The organism is Acinetobacter sp. 1000160, assembly GCF_000588715.1.
GTDB classification, from domain to species: Bacteria; Pseudomonadota; Gammaproteobacteria; order Pseudomonadales; family Moraxellaceae; genus Acinetobacter; species Acinetobacter courvalinii.
Map to the genome: position 1 here is coordinate 493217 of NZ_JFWP02000003.1, position 24329 is coordinate 517545.

General features: G+C 42.4%; 26 protein-coding genes and 1 other RNA gene. 11 read left to right on the forward strand and 16 right to left on the reverse strand.

Annotated features, from left to right (window positions below):
- Nucleotides 1–173 precede the first annotated feature (173 nt).
- Nucleotides 174–608, forward strand: a complete 435-nt coding sequence (locus J699_RS10065; protein ID WP_004771663.1) for an HIT domain-containing protein — start codon at nucleotides 174–176, stop codon at nucleotides 606–608.
- 50 nt (nucleotides 609–658) lie between these two features.
- Nucleotides 659–2095, forward strand: a complete 1437-nt coding sequence (locus tag J699_RS10060) for an adenylate/guanylate cyclase domain-containing protein (protein ID WP_005229749.1) — start codon at nucleotides 659–661, stop codon at nucleotides 2093–2095.
- 12 nt (nucleotides 2096–2107) lie between these two features.
- On the opposite strand, the gene J699_RS10055 is transcribed toward J699_RS10060, so the two are convergent.
- A complete protein-coding gene (locus tag J699_RS10055; protein ID WP_032867274.1) occupies nucleotides 2108–2563 on the reverse strand; it encodes an Rrf2 family transcriptional regulator in 456 nt (151 codons plus the stop codon).
- A 112-nt stretch (nucleotides 2564–2675) separates the two neighbouring features.
- On the opposite strand from J699_RS10055, the gene J699_RS10050 reads away from it, so the two are divergent.
- Nucleotides 2676–3557, forward strand: coding sequence for an NAD(P)/FAD-dependent oxidoreductase (locus tag J699_RS10050; protein WP_032867272.1), 882 nt, complete (start codon nucleotides 2676–2678; stop codon nucleotides 3555–3557).
- A 59-nt stretch (nucleotides 3558–3616) separates the two neighbouring features.
- On the opposite strand, the gene fdx is transcribed toward J699_RS10050, so the two are convergent.
- From fdx to J699_RS10010, 8 genes are all read right to left on the reverse strand, one after another.
- A complete protein-coding gene (gene fdx / locus J699_RS10045; RefSeq protein WP_005229757.1) occupies nucleotides 3617–3955 on the reverse strand; it encodes an ISC system 2Fe-2S type ferredoxin in 339 nt (112 codons plus the stop codon).
- A gap of 17 nt (nucleotides 3956–3972) precedes the next feature.
- Nucleotides 3973–5832: a Fe-S protein assembly chaperone HscA gene (gene hscA, locus J699_RS10040; RefSeq protein WP_032867270.1), complete on the reverse strand. Its 1860-nt coding sequence runs from the start codon at nucleotides 5830–5832 to the stop codon at nucleotides 3973–3975.
- Nucleotides 5833–5870: 38 nt separating this feature from the next.
- Nucleotides 5871–6389, reverse strand: coding sequence for a Fe-S protein assembly co-chaperone HscB (gene hscB, locus J699_RS10035; RefSeq protein WP_005284962.1), 519 nt, complete (start codon nucleotides 6387–6389; stop codon nucleotides 5871–5873).
- 86 nt (nucleotides 6390–6475) lie between these two features.
- Nucleotides 6476–6796: an iron-sulfur cluster assembly protein IscA gene (gene iscA / locus J699_RS10030; RefSeq protein ID WP_004661460.1), complete on the reverse strand. Its 321-nt coding sequence runs from the start codon at nucleotides 6794–6796 to the stop codon at nucleotides 6476–6478.
- A gap of 29 nt (nucleotides 6797–6825) precedes the next feature.
- Entirely contained in the window at nucleotides 6826–7212 is a 387-nt protein-coding gene (gene iscU / locus J699_RS10025) for a Fe-S cluster assembly scaffold IscU (RefSeq protein ID WP_004639432.1), read from the reverse strand.
- Nucleotides 7213–7303: 91 nt separating this feature from the next.
- Nucleotides 7304–8521, reverse strand: a complete 1218-nt coding sequence (locus tag J699_RS10020) for an IscS subfamily cysteine desulfurase (RefSeq protein ID WP_004771672.1) — start codon at nucleotides 8519–8521, stop codon at nucleotides 7304–7306.
- A 1-nt stretch (nucleotide 8522) separates the two neighbouring features.
- Entirely contained in the window at nucleotides 8523–8996 is a 474-nt protein-coding gene (locus tag J699_RS10015) for an Rrf2 family transcriptional regulator (RefSeq protein ID WP_004771673.1), read from the reverse strand.
- A 107-nt stretch (nucleotides 8997–9103) separates the two neighbouring features.
- Nucleotides 9104–9742, reverse strand: a complete 639-nt coding sequence (locus tag J699_RS10010; RefSeq protein WP_032867268.1) for a hypothetical protein — start codon at nucleotides 9740–9742, stop codon at nucleotides 9104–9106.
- Between the two features lie 209 nt (nucleotides 9743–9951).
- Between J699_RS10010 and J699_RS10005 the strand changes: the two genes are divergently transcribed.
- From J699_RS10005 to J699_RS09995, 3 genes are all read left to right on the forward strand, one after another.
- The gene (locus tag J699_RS10005) at nucleotides 9952–10407 is read left to right on the forward strand and encodes a phasin family protein (protein WP_004771675.1); all 456 of its coding nucleotides are present in this window, start codon (nucleotides 9952–9954) and stop codon (nucleotides 10405–10407) included.
- 168 nt (nucleotides 10408–10575) lie between these two features.
- Complete coding sequence (locus tag J699_RS10000; protein WP_004639426.1) at nucleotides 10576–10848, forward strand: HU family DNA-binding protein; 273 nt, start codon at nucleotides 10576–10578, stop codon at nucleotides 10846–10848.
- 139 nt (nucleotides 10849–10987) lie between these two features.
- Nucleotides 10988–12859, forward strand: a complete 1872-nt coding sequence (locus tag J699_RS09995) for a SurA N-terminal domain-containing protein (protein ID WP_032867265.1) — start codon at nucleotides 10988–10990, stop codon at nucleotides 12857–12859.
- 65 nt (nucleotides 12860–12924) lie between these two features.
- Here J699_RS09995 and J699_RS09990 read toward each other — a convergent pair whose 3' ends face one another.
- On the reverse strand, nucleotides 12925–13779 hold the full coding sequence (locus tag J699_RS09990; protein WP_005229767.1) for a YbgF trimerization domain-containing protein: 855 nt from the start codon (nucleotides 13777–13779) through the stop codon (nucleotides 12925–12927).
- A gap of 324 nt (nucleotides 13780–14103) precedes the next feature.
- Between J699_RS09990 and ffs the strand changes: the two genes are divergently transcribed.
- An RNA gene (gene ffs, locus J699_RS19135) (signal recognition particle sRNA small type) lies at nucleotides 14104–14200 on the forward strand.
- A 10-nt stretch (nucleotides 14201–14210) separates the two neighbouring features.
- On the opposite strand, the gene J699_RS09985 is transcribed toward ffs, so the two are convergent.
- The 4 genes from J699_RS09985 to J699_RS09970 all read right to left on the reverse strand — a co-directional run bounded on the left by J699_RS09985 (nucleotide 14211) and on the right by J699_RS09970 (nucleotide 17062).
- Nucleotides 14211–14693, reverse strand: coding sequence for a regulatory protein RecX (locus tag J699_RS09985; protein WP_032867263.1), 483 nt, complete (start codon nucleotides 14691–14693; stop codon nucleotides 14211–14213).
- Between the two features lie 46 nt (nucleotides 14694–14739).
- Complete coding sequence (gene recA, locus J699_RS09980) at nucleotides 14740–15786, reverse strand: recombinase RecA (RefSeq protein ID WP_032867260.1); 1047 nt, start codon at nucleotides 15784–15786, stop codon at nucleotides 14740–14742.
- Between the two features lie 159 nt (nucleotides 15787–15945).
- Nucleotides 15946–16374, reverse strand: a complete 429-nt coding sequence (locus tag J699_RS09975; protein ID WP_005229771.1) for an RNA-binding S4 domain-containing protein — start codon at nucleotides 16372–16374, stop codon at nucleotides 15946–15948.
- Nucleotides 16358–17062, reverse strand: coding sequence for an HAD-IA family hydrolase (locus J699_RS09970; protein ID WP_032867257.1), 705 nt, complete (start codon nucleotides 17060–17062; stop codon nucleotides 16358–16360). The genes J699_RS09975 and J699_RS09970 overlap by 17 nt, the downstream gene beginning before the upstream one ends.
- Before the next feature lie 11 nt (nucleotides 17063–17073).
- Between J699_RS09970 and J699_RS09965 the strand changes: the two genes are divergently transcribed.
- Both J699_RS09965 and J699_RS09960 read left to right on the forward strand, forming a co-directional pair.
- Nucleotides 17074–17931: a 3'(2'),5'-bisphosphate nucleotidase CysQ family protein gene (locus tag J699_RS09965; RefSeq protein WP_032867254.1), complete on the forward strand. Its 858-nt coding sequence runs from the start codon at nucleotides 17074–17076 to the stop codon at nucleotides 17929–17931.
- A 51-nt stretch (nucleotides 17932–17982) separates the two neighbouring features.
- Entirely contained in the window at nucleotides 17983–18714 is a 732-nt protein-coding gene (locus tag J699_RS09960) for a histidine phosphatase family protein (RefSeq protein ID WP_005284993.1), read from the forward strand.
- A gap of 138 nt (nucleotides 18715–18852) precedes the next feature.
- Here the strand turns inward: J699_RS09960 and J699_RS09955 are convergent, their stop codons facing one another.
- On the reverse strand, nucleotides 18853–19269 hold the full coding sequence (locus J699_RS09955) for a hypothetical protein (protein ID WP_032867251.1): 417 nt from the start codon (nucleotides 19267–19269) through the stop codon (nucleotides 18853–18855).
- A gap of 305 nt (nucleotides 19270–19574) precedes the next feature.
- Between J699_RS09955 and J699_RS09950 the strand changes: the two genes are divergently transcribed.
- Both J699_RS09950 and J699_RS09945 read left to right on the forward strand, forming a co-directional pair.
- A complete protein-coding gene (locus tag J699_RS09950; protein ID WP_032867249.1) occupies nucleotides 19575–22373 on the forward strand; it encodes a M66 family metalloprotease in 2799 nt (932 codons plus the stop codon).
- A gap of 183 nt (nucleotides 22374–22556) precedes the next feature.
- Complete coding sequence (locus J699_RS09945) at nucleotides 22557–23825, forward strand: hypothetical protein (protein WP_032867247.1); 1269 nt, start codon at nucleotides 22557–22559, stop codon at nucleotides 23823–23825.
- 47 nt (nucleotides 23826–23872) lie between these two features.
- On the opposite strand, the gene rpsT is transcribed toward J699_RS09945, so the two are convergent.
- Nucleotides 23873–24139, reverse strand: a complete 267-nt coding sequence (rpsT, locus tag J699_RS09940) for a 30S ribosomal protein S20 (protein ID WP_004771687.1) — start codon at nucleotides 24137–24139, stop codon at nucleotides 23873–23875.
- Between the last annotated feature and the right edge of the window lie 190 nt (nucleotides 24140–24329).

Consider the following 24329-nt stretch of genomic DNA (forward strand, 5'->3'; position numbering starts at 1 on the left):
TTAAATGAGCAAGTTTGGTTGTTTGCAAGATCGTGACATGTTTTTGGTCAGATGTTGCTGCAATAAATGAGGAAAATCATTGTTATTTGTAATCAAACGGGTGACTAAGAATATTCACATCAAAACTGATGTGATAGTATTGATCATCATTATTCTGCATCATTTATAAAGATATGTTTAGTTTGCATCCACAACTTGCTCAAGATACATTTTTTGTAGGCGACTTTCCGCTTTCAACATGTCGTTTAATGAATGATATGCAATTTCCTTGGCTGATCCTTGTACCGCGTGTACCAGGTGTTACAGAATTATATGAACTCAGCCAGGCAGACCAGGAACAATTTCTACGAGAATCAAGTTGGTTATCAAGCCAGCTTTCACGTGTGTTCCGTGCAGACAAGATGAATGTTGCGGCATTAGGGAACGTTGTTCCTCAGCTTCATTTTCATCATGTGGTGCGTTATCAAAACGATGTGGCATGGCCGAAACCTGTCTGGGGCACACCAGCAGTACCTTATAGTAACGATGTACTCGCGCACATGCGTCAAACACTGATGCTTGCGTTACGTGGTCAGGGTGATATGCCATTTGACTGGCGTATGGACTGATCCAGAAAATAGAATAAAAACAGTATTCTATAATAAGAAAGGAGGACAGAGTGCCACTAGATAGGTTAATTGATAAAGAACCTAGACAGTTCGCTTATTTCCATCGTTTGATGGGATACTCGATTCTGTCACTGATTCTGGTAATTTATACATTTACCTCTACCAGTGCTAGCTACCAACTCTATCTCCTTCCATTATTATTGGCCTATTTTCTGTTTTGCCCGCGTTTGGAAAAATGGCTGCAATATAAATTTGATAAAAAAATAGAAAAAAATGTTCTATTTGCCAATGAAGCCATCCTTATTGCGCTGGTTCTTGCTGCATTACATCTAAGTCTGGTTCCTACATTTACCATTTTGTTTGCATTGCTCTATGTAGGGCTGAACAATAAGATTTCCTTGCCCGTCTCATGTCTGATCGGTTTGATTGGGGTAATGACTTTTTATTTTAGTACCTATGTCATTTTTGGGACTGAAGAGTATTTTGAACCAACCAATCCTGAATTGACCGTTGTGAGCCTGCTCGGCTTGATGATGTTTATCGTGATCGGTAACTATTATCAGCACCGCCGCCTGAATATTCTGGGGCAGCAACGCCAGCATTACCATAATCAGATGACTCGTTATATTGCTTTTGCCAATCAGCTCAGTCGCTATGCACCCTTGCAATTGTGGCAGTCGATCATGCGTGGCGAGGCGGAAGCAAAAATTGAGTATAAGCGTAAAAAACTCACGATCTTTTTCTCAGATATTCAAGGTTTTACTGAACTTTCAGAAACCCTGATCCCGGACGATTTAGCCTTCTTGCTGAACGACTATCTGAGTCATATGACCGAGATTGCCAAGCAATATGAAGCAACCGTCGATAAGTTTATGGGCGATGCGATTCTTATTTTCTTTGGTGATCCCAACTCGCAAGGTGTTGAGCAAGATGCAAAATCTTGTGTGGAAATGGCAATTGCGATGCGTCAACAAATGAAATTGTTGCGCGAGCGCTGGAAGAAAATGGGCTATCCAGCCTTGCACATCCGCATGGGGATCAGTACCGGTTATTGCCACGTTGGTAACTATGGCGCTTCACATCGCATGGCATATACCATTGTCGGACGTGATGTGAATTTGGCTGCACGTTTGCAGTCTGCTGCCGAGGTGGATGAAATCCTCATTGCCGATGACACCCATCAACTGATTAAAAACGAGTTTTTATGTGTGCCAAAAGTGCCGATCTATTTAAAAGGCATTCAAGGTCCAGTGAAAACCTGGCAGGTGATGGAAAAATTCACTGGCAAAAAATCTGATACGCAACAATGGTTTGATTTCGATTATAAAGGCTTCCATTTGGTACTCAATTTGGAAGAAGTGCAAAACTATGAATATCCGGAACTGGTCGAGATTCTGGAAAACATGGTGCAACGTATCAAAACCCAGCAAAAAATTACCAATGCGCAGGGTATTCCTAAACTCACTTTAGATGATGAAGTGAGATAGACAATTCAATACTCAATGTTGAGTATAACTATTCTGATATTCATGCATCGCATATAAATGATCAAATTCTAAAGCCAGCGCTGCCAGCGTCGTGGATTTTAGCTGTCGGGTTAAAATATGCTGTGCATCCTGAATGGCCTGATCTAAAGCGGCATTTACCACACGCTCAACCAAGCACTCCGGATGTTCTCTTTCATTACCGATTGCAAAAATAGTGGGTTCACCCACAGCCTGATAAATATCCCACAAGGTAATTTTTTCTAAATCTCCGGTTAGCTGCCAACCACCTCCAGCGCCTTTTTCTGAGTGAACAAATCCTGCTTTTTTTAAACCTGACATCGTCCTTCTGACCACCACAGGGTTGGTTGATAGCATTTGCGCAATTTCATCAGAGGTAAAAGTCTTCTGTTGTCTGGCCATATGTAAAAGCACATGTAGCATTCGGGAGAGTTTACTGTCAGTACGCATCTAATCAATCCAAACAAAATAAGCGAATGATTTAAATGTAACATTAAAAGTTGCAAATTAAAATAAAAAGTATTAATGTAACTTTAAAAGTTACATATAAGTGGTGAATCCTATGAAATATGATGTTGCGATTATTGGTGGAAGTTATGCAGGCTTGGCTGCGGCAATGCCATTGGCGAGAGCACGCAAAAAAGTGGTTATTATTGATGCTGGACAACGTAGAAATCGATTTGCCGAGTATTCCCATGGTTTTCTGACTCAGGATGGAACGCGGGCAAGTGAAATTGCGCAAATCGCAAAGCAGCAAGTTTTGGCTTATGAAACTGTGGATTGGCAGAATGGCAGTGTAGAGCGCGTAGAAAAAATTGAAGAGGGTTTTGCGGTATGTGTTGATGCAACACATTCAATTACGGCTAAGCGTCTAATCATTGCTGCTGGTATTACAGATCAATTGCCTGATATTGCAGGTTTGGCGGAACGCTGGGGCAAGTCAGTCTTCCATTGTCCTTATTGTCATGGTTATGAGTTGAATCAAGGTAAAATTGGCATCATTGCCAGCTCAGAACATGCTGCTCATTTGGCAATGATGCTCCCAGACTGGGGCGAAACCACTCTGTTTATAAACGACTATCCGTTGGCTGATGAATTGCTTGAGCAATTAAAGGCTCGTGGCGTTGTCATCGAGCAGCGACTGATTCAGAAAATTATAGGGCAGAGCGAAATCTTGCTTGCAGATGGCACTGTTATTCAGCTAGAGGGTATTTTTGCAACGACCAAGTGTAGCATTGCTCAGGACTGGATTTTTAAGCTGGGCTGTGAAATTGAACAGAATACCATGGGAGAAACGATTAAAACCAATGCCATGAAGGAAACTTCGGTTGCAGGAATTTTTGCCTGTGGTGATGTGGCGCGCTTGGGTGGTTCGGTATCACTTGCTGTTGGTGATGGTACTCTGGCAGGCGTCGCTGCGCATCGTTCTTTAATTTTTGTTTAATCATAAAAAAAGCTAGAGATTTACTCTAGCTTTTCTATTGCTTGAATCATGACTTGATCTTAATGATTTTCTGAAGCATGGTTGATGGTGTATTTAGGAATCTCGATTTCTAAATCTTCATCCACAATTTCAACCTGGCACGACAGACGTGAGTCAGGCTCTAAGCCCCAGGCACGATCCAGCAAGTCTGCTTCAACATCATTCATTTCTTCAAGGCTGTCAAAGCCTTTACGCACCACTACATGGCAAGTGGTGCATGCTGCAGACATATCACAAGCATGTTCAATTTTAATGCCATTTTTTAATAAACTCTGGCATAAATTGGCGTTTTGTTCGACTTCAAATTCTGCACCTTCAGGGCAAATTTGTGCATGAGGAAGAACTTTAATACGTGGCATATTGATCACCTATACCTTTAGTTTGAGTTTGACCAATCTTCAAGTTTCGTACCTTTTAAGGCATGGTCAATATGTCGGTTCATGCGAAGCGCAGCAAAGGCATCGCTGTGAATTTTAAGTTGCTGGACAGCATGTTCAATCGCTGCAAGCTCATCGGTTTTAAGACGGGCTTTTAACGCTTCAGCGGCAAGAATCAAGTCGCGCGCCTGTTGTTGGGAAAGTAGATCTGTATCTGCTTTCAGGGCTTGCTCTAAGGCTTCTAGCTCACGTTGTGCTTCAACTTTGGTTTCTTGCAAGTGGCGAAGCTGTTTATCTTCCTCCGCATGCTGGAAACCTTCTACCAGTAAACGTTCGGTATCTGAAGCAGATAAGCCATACGACGGTTTGATATCGATTTTGGCTTGAACGCCAGATGTAGTTTCTTTCGCAGAGACAGTGAGTAAGCCATCGGCATCGACCTGGAATGTCACTTCAATACGTGCTTGACCCGCAGTCATTTGTGGAATGCCATGTAAGACAAAACGACCTAAGGAACGGCAATGCTCAACCAGATCACGTTCACCTTGAACCACATGGATCAACATGGCAGTTTGGCCATCTTGATAAGTGGTAAATTCTTGACGGCGTGCAACCGGAATAGCGGTATTACGTGAAACCAAGCGTTCAACCAAGCCACCCATGGTCTCTAAACCAAGAGAGAGTGGCGTCACATCAAGCAATAATGAACCATCTTGGCTATTGCCGATGAGCTGGTTGGCGGTAATTGATGCGCCAATTGCAACCACTTCATCCGGGTTAATGGTACATAGCGGTTCACGTTCAAACAGCTCACGTACCGCTTTTTGTACGGCATAAGAACGTGTTGAACCGCCCACAAGAACCACATGTTCAATGTCATCGAGTTCAAGTTTGGCATCACGTAATACGCGTTTGCAGACACTCATGGTTTTGTCGAGTGCAACTTGAATAATCGATTCAAAATTAGGGCGGTCGAGTGTTAAGCGATCATCCAGTAATTTTAATTCGGCAGATTCATGATCGGTTAAATGTTCTTTGGCTTGACGTGCTGCAATAACGAATACCGCATATTCTTCATCGCTTAATGTTTCGATATTTAGCTGCTTTTTAGCCCATTTTACGATTAAACGATCAAGGTCATCTCCACCCAGTGCAGTATGTCCACCTGTAGCAAGGACTTCAAATACACCTTGGGAGAAACGCAGGATTGAAACGTCAAACGTACCGCCGCCAAGGTCGTAAATCACATAGTTGCGGTCTGTACTGAGATTGGTCTCTTGATCCAGACCATATGCCACCGCAGCAGCAGTGGGTTCATTCAACAAGCGTAAAACATTGAGTCCGGCAAGCTGGGCTGCATCACGTGTTGCCTGACGCTGTGCTTCATCGAAATAAGCAGGAACGGTAATCACTGCACCATTGACAGGATTATTCAGGCTGGCTTCAGCGCGATCTTTTAATTGTTTTAAGATCTCGGCAGAAATTTCGACCGGGGTTTTACGTCCAGCAGCCGTTTCAAATGCTGGCATTTCATTTTCTGCGCCAACAAGGGTATAGGGATGCTGGAATTTAATATCAGCTTGTGAACGACCCATAAAGCGTTTCACTGAAACAACCGTATTTTTGGGGTCGGTCATCATAAACGGTTTGGCTTCATAACCAAACGTTGTCAAATCTTTCGCGTAATGAACAATAGAGGGAAGTAGAACCCGATCTTTGTCATCATGTAGAACTTTCGGTTTTCCCGATAGCACTGTCGCCACTAAAGAGTGGGTTGTCCCTAAGTCGATCCCGATCGCAATACGATGTTCGTGTGGTGCGGTAGATTGACCTGGTTCAGCAATTTGCAAAAGCGCCATGCGTACGGTATCCCTTGAAAATAATCGGTAACAGCGGATTAAAAATCATCGTCTAGATCGAAGCTATCTTCTTCGTCCAGCATACGATCTTCAGCTTTATCAATATCATTCATGACACGTTGGAAAAAGCGTAGCTTACGAACAGTATCACGTGCCTCAGCCCAGTCTTCATCCGCATAATCGATTTTGAATTCGCGGACTAAACTATCAATCCATTGCTGAATTTCAACTTTTAAAGTACGGAGCTGCTCGGTTGAGGTCGCTTCATCCAGTTGCTCGCGCATTTCGAGTGCAGATTGCAAAAACTCAAAATCGTTGATGGATTGATCAAGATGATGATCTTGTTTTTTCAGGGCGAGCAGATAGGCAGCACGACTATCAACCAGTGACAATACTTTATAAGCCTGATTGATTTCGCTTGACTTGATCAGCGCCTGATCTTTGTCGCTGGCTTTATCCGGGTGATATTGCTGTTGCAAACTTAAAAACTGTTTTTTTAAAGCTGCTAAATCTATATCGAGTGCTTCTGGTAATTGGAACAACTCAAAATGATTCATGGGAGATGAATTCCGCTATTGATAAATACGTTAAAACAGTGCGGAACACACTGTTTTGACGAAAAGAAAGAGAGTAGTGGTTGGGGTTAAACAGTGAATGATTCACCGCAACCACATTCACCTTTTTGGTTTGGGTTGTTAAACTCAAAGCCTTCATTAAGACCATTTTTAACATAGTCCATCTCTAAACCATTGAGATAAACCAAGCTTTTCGGGTCTACAAAGACTTTAACGCCGAGTTGTTCAAATACTTGGTCGTGTGTGTCGATATCATCGACAAACTCAAGTACATAAGCCAATCCAGAACAACCCGAAGTTTTCACACCAATACGAATGCCTTCACCCTTACCTCGGTTTTGCAGGTAATTGCTGATGTGAGTCGCAGCATTTTCAGTTAAATGGATCATGAAAACTCCAATGTTATTTCGGTCATCAATTAAGCTTTCGCTTTCTTACCGCGATAGTCTTCAATCGCAGCTTTGATTGCATCTTCAGCCAAGACAGAGCAGTGTACTTTTACTGGTGGAAGTGCAAGCTCAGTTGCGATATCAATGTTTTTGATCGCTTGAGCTTCATCAAGGGTTTTACCTTTTAACCATTCGGTTACCAGTGAACTTGATGCGATTGCAGAACCACAGCCATAAGTCTTGAAGCGAGCTTCTTCAATTACGCCATTGTCATCGACTTGAATTTGTAAACGCATTACGTCGCCACACGCAGGTGCACCGACCATACCTGTACCTACATTTTCAGCATTCTTGTCTAAAACACCAACATTACGAGGGTTTTCGTAATGATCAATTACCTTTTCGCTATAAGCCATGTCGCTTCTCCAAACCTCGGGGTCAGCCTAATATTAATATGAGGGTTAAAACATACTTTTCAATGAGATGCTCTATTGAGCACCTGATGAATTAGTGTTCAGCCCATTCAACTGTTGAAAGGTCGATACCTTCTTTGTACATATCCCAAAGCGGAGAAAGTTCACGTAATTTCTCAACAGCAGCTTTGGTAATGGTTAACACGTAGTCAATATCTGCTTCAGTGGTGTATTTACCGAAACTGAAACGGATTGAGCTATGTGCCAACTCGTCAGATAAACCTAAAGCACGTAATACATATGACGGCTCTAAAGTTGCAGAGGTACATGCAGAACCACTTGAAACAGCTGCATCTTTCAATGCCATCATCAGTGACTCACCTTCAACGAAGTTGAAGCTGACATTTAGATAGTTAGCAACATTTTGTGTTGGGTGACCATTCAAGAATACTTGTTCAAGGTCTTGTAAGCCATTCCAAAGCTTGTCGCGTAACTTGCGAATACGCTCTTGTTCTGCTTGCATGGTTTTGCCAGCAATTTCAAAAGCTTCGCCCATACCAACAATCTGATGCGTCGCTAAGGTACCAGAACGCATACCACGTTCATGGCCACCACCGTGCATTTGCGCTTTTAAGCGAACACGTGGGCTACGGCGAACGTAAAGGGCACCGATACCTTTCGGGCCATAGACTTTATGACCAGAGAAGCTCATCAAATCAATTTTCATGGTTGAAAGATCAATTTCAACTTTACCAGCGGCTTGAGCTGCATCAACGTGGAAGAATGTTTTGTTCGCACGTGTTAATTCACCAATTGCAGCTACATCGGTCACAGTACCGATTTCGTTGTTCACCATCATCAGTGAAACAAGAATCGTATCTGGACGTAAAGCCGCCTGAACCATTTCTGGGGTAATTAACCCTGTACGCGGTTCTGGTTCTAAATAAGTAATTTCGAAACCTTGTTCTTCAAGCTCACGGCAAGGATCCAACACTGCTTTATGTTCGATTTTACTGGTAATGATGTGTTTGCCTTTTGAACCGTAGAACTGAGCAATCCCTTTTAATGCCAGGTTGTCAGATTCGGTTGCGCCAGAAGTCCAAACGATTTCGCGTGGATCTGCTTTAATGAGATTGGCAACTTGCTCACGCGCATATTCAGCTTTTTCTTCGGCTTGCCAACCATAGGCATGTGAACGTGACGCAGGGTTACCAAAAGTACCCTCGAACGTTAAACATTCCATCATGCGTTCTGCAACTTCTGGCAGTACGGGCGTGGTTGCTGCGTAATCAAGATAAATTGGACGTTTCATGTCAAATACCTGTAACCGATAGAAGGGCTGAATCTAAACTTGGTGAATTCTGGCGTAATGCAACGGTTTGAACGTTGTCACGCGCAATCAAATCAGCAAGGGTGATTTTTGCAAGATAATCGGCAATATGGTGGGAGAGTTCTTGCCATAAGTCATGAGTCAAACACATTGCACCATTCTGGCAATTACCCTTATGGTCACAACGCGTTGCATCAACAGTTTCATTTACAGCTTCGATGATTTCTAGCACAGTAATTTCACTTGCATTGCGCGCCAGGTGATAACCACCATTTGCACCGCGTACACTTGAAACTAACCCATGACGTTTGAGTTTCGCGAATAACTGTTCTAAATAAGCGACTGAGATGGATTGGCGTGCTGCTATTTCCGCAAGCGTGATCGTTTGTTCAGTTGGCTGCAAAGCTAAATCAAGTAGAGCAGTCACTGCGTAACGACCGCGAGTTGTAAGACGCATGATTCGGTACACATGGTTAGACTAGATGTTTAAATTTTATGAATTCCGACTAAAATAGTCAAGTTTTAAATTGCCATTCTGAGCGTGAAAAGTGAAATATATTGGAATTATTGTATCCACGTATTATAAACAAAAAAGGCGATGAAAATAAAGCTTAAAACAGCAAAGCTAATATTGATCAGGCGTTGACGTTTTTGCAGACGTTGAATGCGGTTTTGGTACTGCTTGACTTCAACCAGCAAGGTATTGATTTCCGAACGCTGCTGATCGATTTTATCCAGTAGTGGAGCGATGCGTTGTTGTGAAACAACGGCTTCAGCTTCATCACTAAACCATTGTTTCCAGTTTGCCAGAATATTGGACAGGGTAAGATGCGGGAGAACATCCAGAAATTCTTCAGCATGCGTGGCATCACCGAGAATACGCATATTGGCAATGCTACGCTGATTGTTAAACACAAAAATCTTGATCAGGTCGATCAATGTGCTATTAATCTCCAGATCAATATTGCGATCTAGTGCCTTCATATCAAACAACAGACCTTTTTCGGTAAACTGGATATAAAAGTCGAAGAACGGAATGTAGCTATTAATCCGGATTGTGATTTTTTGATCGATTAACTTTTTGGCGTGCAGACGCAATCCTGCATCATGAGTCAGGATAAAAGAGAAAAAAGTCTCTAAAACAATGATGACAATATTGAGCAACAAATGCGGATGTTTATGTCTTTGTTGCGTATCATTCATAGGTCTGGTTTTCCTGGTTAATCAATCAATAAAAACAGAATGTCCGTAAACCTGAGTATCCTTACTCAATTGTTAAAAATAATTTACAGGACTTTCTTGCTTTGTAGAACAGTTTTTTAAAACGATCAAGTCCTAACTTTGATATTATAAAAACATTTTTATGGTTAAATACGACATACTGTTTGTAAAGTGCTTAGGAGTAAGGGTCAATGGATAACTCAAATATAGAAAATCCTAATGAAGAAGCTGAGGTAAAAACTAAGCCAAAATCAAAGAGTTCTAAAAAATCTGCGTTAGATTTCAAAAAATATACACAACAGATTTGGCTTGCTGGTCTCGGTGCTTTTTCGCGTGCAGAAGAAGAAGGCAACAAGTTGTTTGACTCGCTGGTCAAGGTGGGGGAAGAATTAGAATCAAAAACCGTCGATTTCGCCGATAACACGGTTGGCAAAGTCACCGAAAAGGCCAAAGAATCGGTAACGGATACCAAAGACAAGGTTGAAAAGATTTTAGATACCAGTGTGAATCATTCGCTTAACCGGATTGGACTGGTGACACCCAAGGATTTGCAGCATATCGAACAGTTGCTTGTACAGCTGCATATCAAGGTCGATGCCTTAATCGAAGAAAATAATCAATTGAAGGCCAAATTGAATAAAAAGTAAAAAAAATGCAGGTAACTCGTCTGTTTATGTCGTATTTCAGTATTTATTTTAATTAAAAGGCCTTTCTAGTATTGCGTTATCCCCCAAAGCATTGCTATAAAGGCGTCATGGCCTTTTAAACTATAGCCTTGGATCTTAACAAACGATATTAAGAGGATATTTTTTATCATGAATAAATCAGAATTAATTGATGCGATTGCTGAAAAAGGGGGCGTGTCAAAATCGGATGCTGGTAAGGCACTCGATGCGACAATTGCATCAATCACTGAAGCACTTAAAAAGGGTGATACGGTTACTTTAGTTGGGTTCGGTACTTTCAGCGTTAAAGAACGTGCTGCTCGTACTGGTCGTAATCCTAAAACGGGTGAAGAGTTACAAATCAAAGCAAGTAAAGTACCTAGCTTCAAAGCTGGTAAGGGTTTAAAAGATTCAGTTGCGTAATCTTTTTAAATCAATAAACGCACCATTTTGGGTGCGTTTTTTATTTATTGAATGAAAAAGTTAATTTGATCCTTATTCTGCATTCATTCACTTTTGTTTTTCAGTTAAAATTGCCCCGAAATAAAATATTGGAATTCTTATGGAATCGTTTCGTACTCTCATTAAGGGTTGGCTTGGCAAAGTCCTGTTAGTTTTGTTTTTGACTCCTTTAGCACTTGTCGGTATAGAAGGGTATTTTAGTGGTAGCAATAAAGCAGACGTTGCAAAATCAGTAAACGGTCAAGATATTTCTAATAAAGAATTAGAAAGTGCAACCAAAAACTATAAAGACCAGTATTTGTCACTGGTGAAAGGTGATGAATCACTTTTGAACTTGCCTGTGATTCAAGAGAAAGCACTCGACGCCTTGGTGGCCCGTTCATTGTTACAACAGCAAGCTGAAAAGCTGGGAATGACACTCAGTGATGTGCAACTTGAGCAAATGTTGGCACAACAACCGAGTTTTCAGGAAAATGGCAAATTTTCTCAAACTTTATATGAAAACTACTTACGTTCTGTAGGGATGACCAATCAGGCCTTGATCAGCAGCTTACGCCAGGATCATGCGCTAAAAATGATTTCAACCTCGTTGATGGATTATGCTTTGGTCAGTAAATCCGATGTACAGCAATTAGCGAATTTACAGACTGAACAGCGTACTTTGCATTTGGCGAGTATTAAGCTGGATGACTATAAAAAAGGCGTAACGGCTTCAAATCAGGAGATCGCTGATTACTACAACAAGCATAAGAATGAATTTAAGCAAGTGGCCAGTGTTGATGTCGATTATGTGGTATTAACCCCGGCATTGTTGCCTAAGGCAAATCTTGCGGTGACTGAAGCTGATTTACAACAAGCCTATAACGCTTTTGTCGATGAGAAGAAAAAAGCGGTTAAACCTCAGGTTAAACATATTCTGATTACCACGGATGCGCGTGACGATGCGGCAGCGCAGAAGCTTGCCAATGACGTTTATGCAAAAATTCAGTCGGATATGAGCTTTGCCGATGCTGCTGCACAGTTCTCGGATGATCCAACGTCCAAGACGCAGGGTGGTTTGGTTGAGGCTTATGCACCAGGGGCATTCTCGGCTGATTTTGATAATGCAGTGAATGCATTAAAAAGCGGTGAAATTTCAAAACCTGTTAAAACTCAATATGGTTATCACATCATTCAAGCTGAAACGCCAATGCTGAAATTGCCATCATTTGAAGCTGAAAAAGCACGTTTAACGGCTGAAGTCGAGAAAACTAAACTGGCGAATCAGTTCAGTGATAGCGTGAACAGTTTGAATGAAATGGTGGTCGGTAATGATTCTCTAGAGGCTGTGGCTGAGGAAGTGAAGGGTGCGCGTATTGAATCTGCAAATGGCGTGACTTTAGCCACTCAGAATCCTTATTTGAGTGATCTAGGTGTTAAAGCAAAATTATTCAATGATGATGTGAAGAATGGTGACCGTAACGCGTCTTCAAATATTCAACTGGCCAATGGCGATACCATCTGGATCAAAGTCCGTAACTATCATGCTGCCGGTGTTAAACCTTTAGAGCAGGCGACTGCTGAAGTCAAAGCAAAAGTGATCGAAGCGAAAGCCTATAAAGCAGCTCAAGCAAAAATTGCCAGCATCCTGAATGATTTTAAAACCCAGCCAGCGGCACAAGTGGTTGCCAAGTCTCAGGTGAACTTTGAAAATGCGGGTACTTTTGCGCGTTCTCAAGGTTTAAAACGTCCGATTGAGCGTGCTGCCTTCAGTATTCCGGCGCCAGCAAAAGAAGGTTTATGGTCTGCTACGACTGCGAAATTACCAAATGAATTGGTGATCGTGGCAGTTTCAAATGTCAACAGTAGTGTTGCCAGTACTTTGCCAGCAGAACAGGTACAAGAGTTGAATAAACTGTACCAGCAGTTCCGTGGACAACAAATCCTGGAAGATTACACTGAATATTTAAAATCAAAAGCCAAGATCAAATAATGATTTGATCTAGGTCATAAAAAAGCCAGTGAATATCCACTGGCTTTTTTGTTAAAGCAAAAAGCTTATTTTTTCTGGATAAATTTTGCTTCCTCTGATTGAGGGTATTGGCTGAGCAGCTTGCTTTTATATTGATTGGCTAAAGCCGTGTTTTTATCAACTTCTTTGGCGATACTATAGAGTTGATACACTGCACGAGATGCTTTGGCTGAGTTTGGATAGCGTGTCGCAACAATATTATAGTTTTGTTTTGCCGCTTTATAATCCACAGGCTCAACAGCCAGATAAAATTCAGCTAGCCAAAAATAGGCATTCCCCACATAGATCCCGTTGGGATGGTTTTTAATAAAGTTTTGCATCGGCTGAATCGCCTTTTTTGCGCCACCTTGTTTATAGGCATCCAGGGCTACGGTATACGCCGCTTTTTCTAATTCAATCTGGCTGCTGGCACTCTCTGTTGTTGCTGTATTGGTCTGCGGTTGTGCAGCCGGAGCTTGCGTGGTGGCTGGTGTCGTCTGTTGCGGTACCGGTGCTGCAGGTACGATCGCAGGAGCACTGGTGTCTGCATTGGTTGAGGCAGTTGCAGCCGATGGATCTTGTGCCTCAGGATTGTCCTCAGGCGGATCAATTTTTTGTGACAGCAGTTCCAGGCGCTGATCCAGATCGGTATAACGGTTGGTTAACTCTTTTTTTAATTGCTCGATGGCATTGTCATGTTCTTCAAGCTGACCACGTAACTTGCGGATCTCTTCTTCAAGCTTTTGGTTCTTCTGCATGATTTCCCAGTTCAGGCTCGGCGTACCGGCAACCACATTACTGGCTTGTTGCTGGCTTAAAGCACGCGATTCAATAGGGACGTTGGCATATAAATGTGCACTACTGAGCAGGGCAATAAAAAGTACGGAATGCTTTTTTAGCATAAAAATTCATCCATAAGTTGAAATATAAAGCTGTGGCCGAACAAGTCTTCACTGTTTACTTGCAACACACCAGATATAGATTTTTGATTTAGCCATTAAAACAGCAACTCATTTAAATGCAATAAGCATTTACAATCTTCAAGCACTTTTGAAGAAAATTAATCGGTTGTTGTTGAATGTTTGCACATCTTCAGAGTAAATCGATCAAAAATACAGAGGGTTTGATGATGAATTAGGCAGTTGAGCTAAAAACTCACTGAAAAACAGAGACAAGTCTTGCAACTCAGGCAAAAATCTCTATACTTTGTCAGGCAATGGTAGCCCTGCTGGTAGCTTCGCAATTGTACTCTACGAACCCCGCCAGGACCGGAAGGTAGCAACGGTAGTAGAACTATGATGTGCCGAAGTCATGCTGGTAGGGCTGCCACCAGTTATTCTTCTTCGCTCGTTCGAGCAATCGCTTTCATAATCACATTCATATCAAAGCCACGGTATTGTAAAAACCGGATTTGTCTTGCCTTGATTTTCGGATCAGTTGCGACTTCTTCGCCAAATTTCTTTAGTTTCAGTTGATAGGCCTGATCAAGCCAGTCCACTTCTTGCAATTCCTCTGTAATTAGTTCTGCATCCAGCTGTTTGGCTTTCAGTGCCTGCTTGATGCGTTGTAGGCCTTTCCCTTTTCTTAATTGGCTTACCAAAGTCAGCTCGGCCACACGCTGGTCACTTTGATAATTATTCTGCGCGAGTTCCTCTACCAGTTTCTCGACTTCTTCGGGATTGATCGCATATTGATTGAGCTTGGCAATCAGTTCTGCCTGTGAATAGTCGCGACGTGTGAGCAGGGCAAAGGCATACGAGCGTAGTCGCGTTCCGGTCAGGGTTTTAGGTTTTTCTGTTTTTTCACTATTAAACAAAATCGATTTCCTCATGAAACAAAAACGCCCCGAAGGGCGTTTTAGCTTAACTTTCTAAAAAGTCTGGTTCTTCTTCATCTTCAGTTTGTGCAGCTTCAGCATTGGTTTTAGTCAGAAGTTGCTCACGAATCTGTTTTTCAATCTCTTGGGCCATGGCTGGATTCTCTTCAAAATGACGAATCACATTGTTTTTACCTTGGCCAATTTTGTTGCCTTGATATGAATACCATGCACCCGCTTTTTGTACGATATCTTGCTGAACTGCAAGATCAACCACCTCACCTAGCTGATTGGTACCTTTGCCGTACATAATCTGGAACACTGCTTCTTTAAAAGGAGGTGCCATTTTATTTTTGACAACTTTAACGCGAGTTTCGTTACCAGTAATCTCATCGCCTTCTTTCACTGCACCAATACGACGGATATCTAAACGTACAGACGCATAGAATTTAAGTGCGTTACCACCAGTGGTGGTTTCCGGGCTACCAAACATTACACCAATCTTCATACGGATCTGGTTAATGAAGATCACCATACAGTTAGAACGCTTTGCATTACCTGTGATTTTACGTAATGCCTGACTCATCAAGCGTGCTTGTAGACCCATGTGTGAATCACCCATTTCACCTTCAATTTCGGCTTTAGGGGTTAACGCAGCGACAGAGTCGACAACGATCAAGTCAATAGCCCCTGAACGTACCAGCATATCTGCGATTTCAAGCGCTTGTTCACCGTGATCGGGTTGTGATACCAACAGGTTATCAATATCCACACCCAGCTTACGTGCGTATTCTGGATCTAATGCATGTTCCGCATCGATAAATGCACATGTACCGCCATTTTTCTGACATTGCGCAATGGCTTGCAACGTCATGGTCGTTTTACCTGATGATTCAGGACCGTAAATCTCGATGATACGGCCTTTAGGTAATCCGCCAATCCCTAATGCGATATCCAGTGTTAAAGAACCTGTAGAAACAGCTTCAACTGCCTGTACAGTGTTATCACCTAGGCGCATGACTGTATTTTTACCAAATTGTTTTTCAATCTGGCTTAACGCAGCTTGTAACGCCTTGCTTTTATTATCATCCATCTCAAAACCTCAAAACTTTATTTCTTAACGACTAACCCAAGTGGATGTATTGAATCTCAACTTGTTGGGACTTGAGTATAGTGGCAGATTCTCGTTGTTTATTCTACATCTGATCTCTGTCTATGCGACACAAGATGACGCACCCAAAATTAGAAAATTTTATTCATCATGATAAGACCATGACTGTACATTTTCCTGCTTAAAACGATTGATATCACGACGATCTTTTTTGCTTGGTCGATGATCTGGTCGGGCTAGATTATGCATTTTTCGTTGTGATGCATGCAACTCCCGACGGGCAATACTTTCCGCTGTTTCTTCATAAAGCAGTTGTGCAGCTGGCGCACCACCACGGACCGCTGAAAGGGCTTTCACCACTACGGTCTTTTTCTCGAAACCTTGCTGGATGGTCAGTTCCATACCAATACGCACGTCTCTAGAGACTTTGACACGATCATTATTATGGTGGACTTTACCGCCCTCTATCGCAGCTTTGGCAATTGAACGTGTTTTAAAAAAACGTGCAGCCCATAGCCATTTATCAATACGCATGGCATCCATGCTTTCTGGTTCATGCTGTCTTGGCATCTGTTACCTGTAGGTTGGGTTCAAGATAATCAAAAAGTTCAGTTAAGTGATCAAGTGCAGGATACGGTAATTCGGTTACAGATCTGGCAGCTTTGCTGCTTGAGGGCTGTAAAATACTAAACAGCTGGCGAATACCGAAATCTTCTGCACTTTTGAGCACGGCAACGGTATCGTCAATAAAGACAGCCTGAGCCGGATCAAATGGATGCAATTGCTGTAGTTTTTGCCAAAAAGCGGTTTCTTCTTTGGCGTGCCCAAGTTCTTCACTACTGATCATTACTTCAAAATAGGGGCGAAGTTCGACATTTTCAAGCTTCAATTGCAGGCCTGCACGATCGGCATTGGTCAGTAACCAGCAACGATAACCTTCGGCTTTGAGTTGTTGTAACAATTGATGGCAGCCTGCACGCGGGCCAATTTTCTGGCGATGCTGGTATTGAAGTTGCAGGACATCGACTCCGACTTTAGCCGTCCAGAACGACGAAGAGTACCAAGATAGTGTATGCTTATGTTGTTGGTAAAACTGAAATAGGGTTTGCTGACTTTGTTCCAAGCTGCATTGATGCACTTGAGCATGTCGCTCGGGCAAACAGTGATTCCAAATAAAGTCGTCAAATGCTAAATCGAGTAAAGTGCCATCCATGTCGAACATGGCAATCGGCTGCTGCTGTAAATCTGAATATGACATAAGGTTGGTCTATGTTTATTAAAACGCTTGCCCCACAAGATCAGTTAATTTCACAACTTGTTCCGATCATGGCGCAGGCTAGTCAACTATTGCTGGAAGAATACCAAAGTTATTGTGCCGGGTGCGAGTTTAATATTCAGGAAAAGAGTGATGATTCTCCGGTAACGCAGGCGGATCTGAAAGTGAATCATTTTTTAATGAAGCATTTAGCGACCATCACCCCGCAACTGCCGGTATTGTCGGAAGAGAGTGATTATTCGGCGCGGTCTGCTTGGCAACGCTGCTGGATGCTGGACCCTTTAGATGGCACCAAGGAATTTATCCATGAGCGTGATGAATTCACCATTAATCTGAGTCTGATTGAGGATGACCGGACTACATTTGCGATCATTGCCGTGCCATGTGAGCAGGTGATGTATATCGGCTATACCTCACAATTGCCTTATAAATATAGTTTTAGTCGACAAGAATGGTTTCAGTACCAGATTGAAGAACATGATTCTTCCGCACCCCTGCAAATTGGTCTGAGCCATAACAGCAAAAATCCGAAGTATAAAAACTTTATGCAACCGATCTTGCAACATCGTGCCATTGAGCGACGCGAAGCGGGCAGCGCCTATAAATTTTGTATGATGCTGGAAGGTGAAATTGATATTTATCCTCGCTTTCATCCCACCTCGGAATGGGATACTAGTTCAGGACAGGCTTTATTGGAAAGCATCGGGGGTGGCCTGATGACGCTGGATCAAAAGCCCTTTTTATATAATCAGCGTGAAACGGTTTTAAATGGCGGTTTTATCGCATTTCGAGATCAGCATTGCAAAAAAATTGCTTATGAGGCTCTGGCACTTTCTGGCATTTTGGATTGAGAGTCATTCCACTCATGCTATAGTGGGTTAAATCCGAATTTGTGTATGAATATGGCCCTGCATTTATTGCCGAAAAGTATGTTCGAAGCAATTGATTTATTACCTGATGCTTCAACTCCTGTCACCTTGTTTACCCGACACTCCTTGCGTGAGTTGGTGGATGGGCAGGGCTTGGCGGGTTATGATCTGCAATTGACAGAACCCGGGCGTGATCTGGCTTATGCTTGGGGAGAGTATTTAAGTCAACATAGCGATCGGGCCATTCAGCATTGTATTTCAAGTCCGATTCAACGTTGTGTCGATACTGCAGCTTTAATGATCGAAGGTGCGGACCAGACTCGTAAAGCAGTGAATACTCATCGTATTGAAATTGTGGAACAGCGTTTATTGGTTGAGCCAGGAAGCTTCGTACTAGACATTAAGCAGGCTGCGCCCTATTTCCGTAAGCAGGGCGCTTTGGGCTTTATTAACAGTTTTGTGAATAATGCACTGCCTGGGATGAAACATCCGATCACTGGCGTATTTGATGTCTTGGAACTGCTGTACCATACTCATCCCACCCAGCAAAATAGCCTAAGTCTAGCAGTAAGTCATGACACGATTCTTGCGGCTATTATTGCTGTCATTTCCGGCAAAAACCAGATTGCGCAAACAGATTGGCCAGCGATGATGGAAGGTTTGTTTGTATGGTTTGAAGGTGATGATTTTGCCGAAAGCCAGTTAAAATGGATTTGGCGCGGCGAGAAAAATGTTTTGAATATAAAGCAGTTTTTAAATAGATAGAGGTACAGAAAATTTGGAACTGTAATGTATAAAATGAGGCAGGCGGGATTGCTCTAAATATGCCAACAATATCAGTGTTTACTAAAGCCCAAATATTTTTATTTGGGCTTTGTTTTGAAGGCGATTGAAGAAAGGAAATTAGCGGCATTTACCGGTTTTTTGTCCTTCAATACTGCTTAAATTGGTTTGTAGTTTAGTGGATGCAGAGCACTGCAGATCCCCAGAAATAACCGATTTTTCCAACTGAATCATGGTTGCGGCCTGCGCTGCCCGTACATCACCACTCACGCTTGAATTGATTAAGTGAATGGCTTTGGCTTGATGGGCTTGTATGCTGCCCTGAACGGATGAGCTGTTTAGAATCAGACTGGCATCTTTCTGAATATTTACATCGCCTTCAATGGAGACATTATTTACCGTACAGGTGGCGCCAGCTGGAATAGTAAGATCACTGAGTGTATTGTTATCGATGATGCTATTACATGTTGCTGCAAAGGAAAAGCTGCTGCATAAAGCAAAGGCAGTAGGAATAATAACTTTCCAGATTTTATTCATGATGCTCTCCAGCATGTGTTATTTAATTATTTATATACACTTCAATTTAAATTAATTTTATTTTCATAAAGTAGAGCCTTTAAGTTGTAGAAATGTAGTTGGGCATTGGTCTGATCGTGATGCTATACCCGCGTTTATTATTTTAAAATTACAATAAATCAAGCATGCTATTTCAATATTAAAAATTAACTTCACATTCGATCATTTAAATTGTTACTATGATAAATACATGATTTATATTAATTTTAATTAATTAACAGAATTTATCATTAACGATAATCTGACAAGTTTTTCTTGGGAATGTGATGCAATTACAACTTAAACATTTAACGGCCTGTTTGCTGTCCGTTATGCTGGTGGCTTGCGTGGGTGGTTCAGATGACAGCAGTACAACACATCATACTGAGCCGCCGAAGAATGATCATACCACGGCGGGAAGTGGCAGCCAGGTGCCAGACGATGGAAGCAGTGAGTTGCCAGGCGATGGAACACCTGAGACACCGAATCAAGGTGGCGCTACGACAACAGAAACACCATCGATGCCTCCAGTTATAGAAAAGTATCCTGAACCTAACAAGGATGTGATCGATGCAGCGGTATTGGGCTTTTATGATTACGATAAACTCGGACTGCCAAGAATATTACGCAATGATTTAAATGGCGGATTTGCGGCAATGTTGCAATTTGCACAAAGCCATGTGGTCAATCCTAACCAGAATGAAAAAGATTCGATGCCACGCTTAACCGCGGAAAAAGATGCGTTGTTACTGGTGACGCCATTGGTAGAAATGGGTGATCTGCAGGCATTAAATGTCGAAATTTATCGGGATAATCAACTGCTACGAACGGTTAAATTGAAAGAACCCTCAAGAATTGCAGCTTCGGATCAATCCAATACCGATGGGCGTCTGCCTGTCAGTTATTCGACGCGGGCATGGACAGTCGCGTTGAAGTGGCATGAAATCCGAGCGGGTCTGCATCTTCGGGTAATTGATCCACTGAATAATCGTGGTGGTGATTTAACGGCAGACAAGATTGATCTGGCCGCGCCAGGCGAGTTAGTACTACAGAATATCCGTTTAGGCTTATTAACCGATCCGCCGAAATCAACAGGACATTATATGTTGCTTGAGCCTGCTAAAGCGGGCACTGATTACTTCCAGACCATTCCGGCGGCGCGTATGATCGTTGCAAAATATGATGATTTAAAACTCGATAGGGTCATGGTTGCAAGCGGTGTTATTTATGACACAGTCAGTGCCACAACAGGGGATGTATATAGCGGTGATATGCGTGAAAATACCGCCAAGTCGACTTTCGGTGTCGGCATTAATCTCGCCAACTGGGGTATCACCAGTGCTTCAATGGCGAGTCAGGAACAACCTCAGTTGACTCAAAGTGTGGTAGCGCATTATGCACGCGGGAAGTATAGCAATGGTGAGGCAACGCATGGCTTAAGTGGTGGTAATGGTATGTTGACCTTGATCGACTCTGTGGGGAATGAGTTTAGTCATGAAATCGGCCATCATTATGGGCTTGGGCATTATCCTGGCGCAGTGGGTGAGAATATGTTCTGGGCTGCGCATCATGCGGACAGTGGCTGGGGTTATATCGCCTTTAGAAACAAAATGCGTGGCAATCTTAACTGGACCAATACCAGTCTAGGTGATGGTACCAATGGCGTACCGAATTTCCTGAATAAATATGCTTATGGTTGGGATGCAATGTCGGGCGGTGCAACGGCCAGTAGTATTTCCAGATATACCCATTACACCGGTTATAGCACCTACCTAAAAATTCAGCCGGCTTTTGATCGTTATGTCTGGGATGCGAGTTCGCCGACCGGTTATAAAAAATGGAATGCCAGCACCCGTATGATGGAGATTGCGCAACCTAAAACGCCAAATTCAAGTAATGTCTGGTATAACCGTGCCGATGGTAACTATCTAAAACCAAGAATGTTTGGTGTGCCTGTGTATACGATTTTAGGGGGTTACGATCCAGAGGTACAAGTTGGTTTGATTTATCCGGCAGCAAAAGGGAAGTGGGGGAATGTATTTGATCTACCGCAAGTAAATCCAGCTGCTGTAACCGCAAATTGCTGGCTCAATGTACAGTTTGCAAGTGCAACACAAAATATAGCTTTGGCGCCGCAACGCATGAATGGTAATGCCAATAAGTTTCATATTAATCTGGCGCAAAGTGAGGCACCGCAGCAGGTCAAGCTTTATTGTAAAAAGGCCAATCAGGCAGCAGTTTTATTGTCGAGTATGTCGATTCCTGCCAATACGCCTGCTTCAACACCAGCAGTTGATATTGGTAAGGAGGCAGAATATTCAGCTCTAAGAACAATTGAGTTGCCGCAGCTGGAACAGGCTTTGCTTGAAAATAAGAATAAGCGGGTTATGAATCTCTCACCTGAAGCTAGATTGTTGTTTGATTCATATCGAAGCTTTAAGGATCAGTTATCCGCAGATGCACAAACCGAAATGATGCGTTATACCCAGCAGCAGATTAAGCTTTATCGTTTAAATCGCTGGATCAATGTCTATCGCTCGGATTTAAGCAATTTGAATCCTGATGCGGTAAATGCCTTTCAGGCCTTTATTGAAAAACTGGAACTGCAAGATGATCTGAGTTTTGCATCAGGGAGTAGCTTGTTAAACAGAAGCAACTGTTTAAAAGCCGAGAAGCTGGCAAATGGACAGCTCAATGCCTTTATTAGTGGAGCGACGGGTTGTGTTGGGGTTGATTCGGAAAAATGGGTTTATGATGCCTTGGGCAAAATCCATAACAAGCAATATATCGATCAATGCCTAACCACTACGGCTGGAAATGTGATTAATCTGATGCCATGTGGTACTGCAAATAGTCAGGTGTGGGAAGTAGATGCTGTTGCGCAGGCAATTAAGCAGTCAAATCAGTGTTTTGATCTGGAAGGTGGGTATCTAAGCAATAATCGTGCGCGCTTAATCCGTTATCGCTGTACCAATGGGGCTAATCAGAAATGGAGTATTCCGGTAATGAATGATAGTTTGCTTCTTGCAGGACTATCTGCCAGGAATTTACCAATCGCCGCTAAGGCTTTATCGGTAATACCTTAATTACTATAGTATCTAAGTTGATTTTATAAATAAAAAATATGAAGCTCTTTGGGGCTTCATTTTTTTAATCAATAAAATGTCCCAAAAAGTTAAAAATAATAAAAACGGTACTTTTAAAATCAGTCTTTTTTCGTCATGATAGGAAAATAAAAAGAGAAAACCGACACATAATTGGATAAAAAGATGTTATCAAACACAATTTATTTATGGGAGCCTGAGATTTTTACAGGCAAAGTGCCCGCAGAAGATGATTCTCAACAGGTTGCTTTTGAGCTGCATCAGCAATATTGCAACACTTCCAGCCAGGGTAAAAAATTACAGGCCTGGTTGGAGTTATTTTCAGATAAAATTTGCGATCCTCAATATCAAGCCTATTTTTCCGAGCCTACTCAACAATGGGTGCAAGGGCTCAAGAGCAAGTTTGCTCAAGGATTATATGCCAGTGTGCAAGTTGAAGTACTGGCCAATGAGGCTCAAAATGATGCGGTGTATCGGGTTTTTTATGAAACGGTTCAAGAGACCGGAGTCGGGTTTTATGAGCCGAATTATAATGTGTGGGCGATTGGTGAATTGCAGTCTCCTGAAAATGCCGTCTCAAATATGCTGCAACCGTATTTATTGGAACCATTAGAGTTAAAACAAATTCAGCCTGTACAAGATGCGAAATCGCTGTTGCAAACAGGTGATTTTGAGATGCCACATAATATGGCCGCCGCAGAGCAACTGATTGGTCAATGGTTTGAACAGCAGGACGATACCCGGCATCTCAAGCTTGATGTGTTTAATGTAGCGCATGATTTTATTTCAAACTGGGGGAATATTGGTCGACCAGACTTGGCGCTGGATACGGGTTACCGGTGTTTTTTATTGACCCAGAAACAGCTGGGTGTGTTTTATCAATTGAAGATGGTGCTGAGAAAACTGACCATCAGCCCCATGCTGTCTTTTGCAATGGATTTTACCGATCGTTTTATTCCTCAGCACTTGCAGGAGCAGTTATCTGAACGGTTGATTTTTAGGCTGCGTTCGATGGATGTGCATCGGCGTGCTAATGGGGAATATAATCCAGAACCTTGTTTTGCACTAACGGGACGTTGGGAAAGCAAGGCCAATATTCAGGATTTCTTTAAACAGCTGGATGCTTATATTGCTTTTATCTTTACACATCTGGGGCACGGCAAACTGGAGATACTGCAAGCGTGGGTCTATGGCGATATGCCGACAGACTTTATGGTGGATCTGGATTTTCGATTTGAGTTAATGATGATTGCACTGAGTCAGGATCATGATTATCTAAATGAGCGCTATCAGTTTTATAAACGGTCTTTTACTCAGCACAATGCGCGTGCGCGTGATCTGGGATTGCTCGAGGAAAGTTATAAGTTCTGTCAGAAACTGATGCTGCTTGTGAATGAGGCGGGAACAGGTTTACAGCCATATTTGAAAAACTGAAGACAATAAAAAAGCCCGAAAATTCGGGCTCTTTTATATGCATCAAATTAGTTAGCTAATGCTTTAACTTGAGCGTTCAAGCGGCTCTTATGACGAGCAGCTTTGTTTTTGTGGATGATGCCTTTATCAGCCATACGGTCGATTACAGGAACAGCTTTTTTGTAAGCTTCTGTAGCAACAGTATAATCACCAGCAGCGATCGCATTTACAGTACGTTTGATGTAAGTACGAACCATAGAACGCAAGCTTGCGTTGTGTTTACGTGCTTTAACGTTTTGACGAGCACGTTTTTTAGCTTGAGCAGAGTTTGCCACTCGTGCACTCCTTGAAAATAAGTTGGTCTGGGCGGGCTGAAGTTAAAACCAAAATAACATTGGCAACATTCACCAGCCCGTAAACAAGTGCCATATTTTGAGGAAACTAAGCCCCGAAGTCAAGTCTTGTGATACTTTTAAGTACATTTAACAGGTGATAATCGTCCAATAAAACGTTACATTAAGCCTA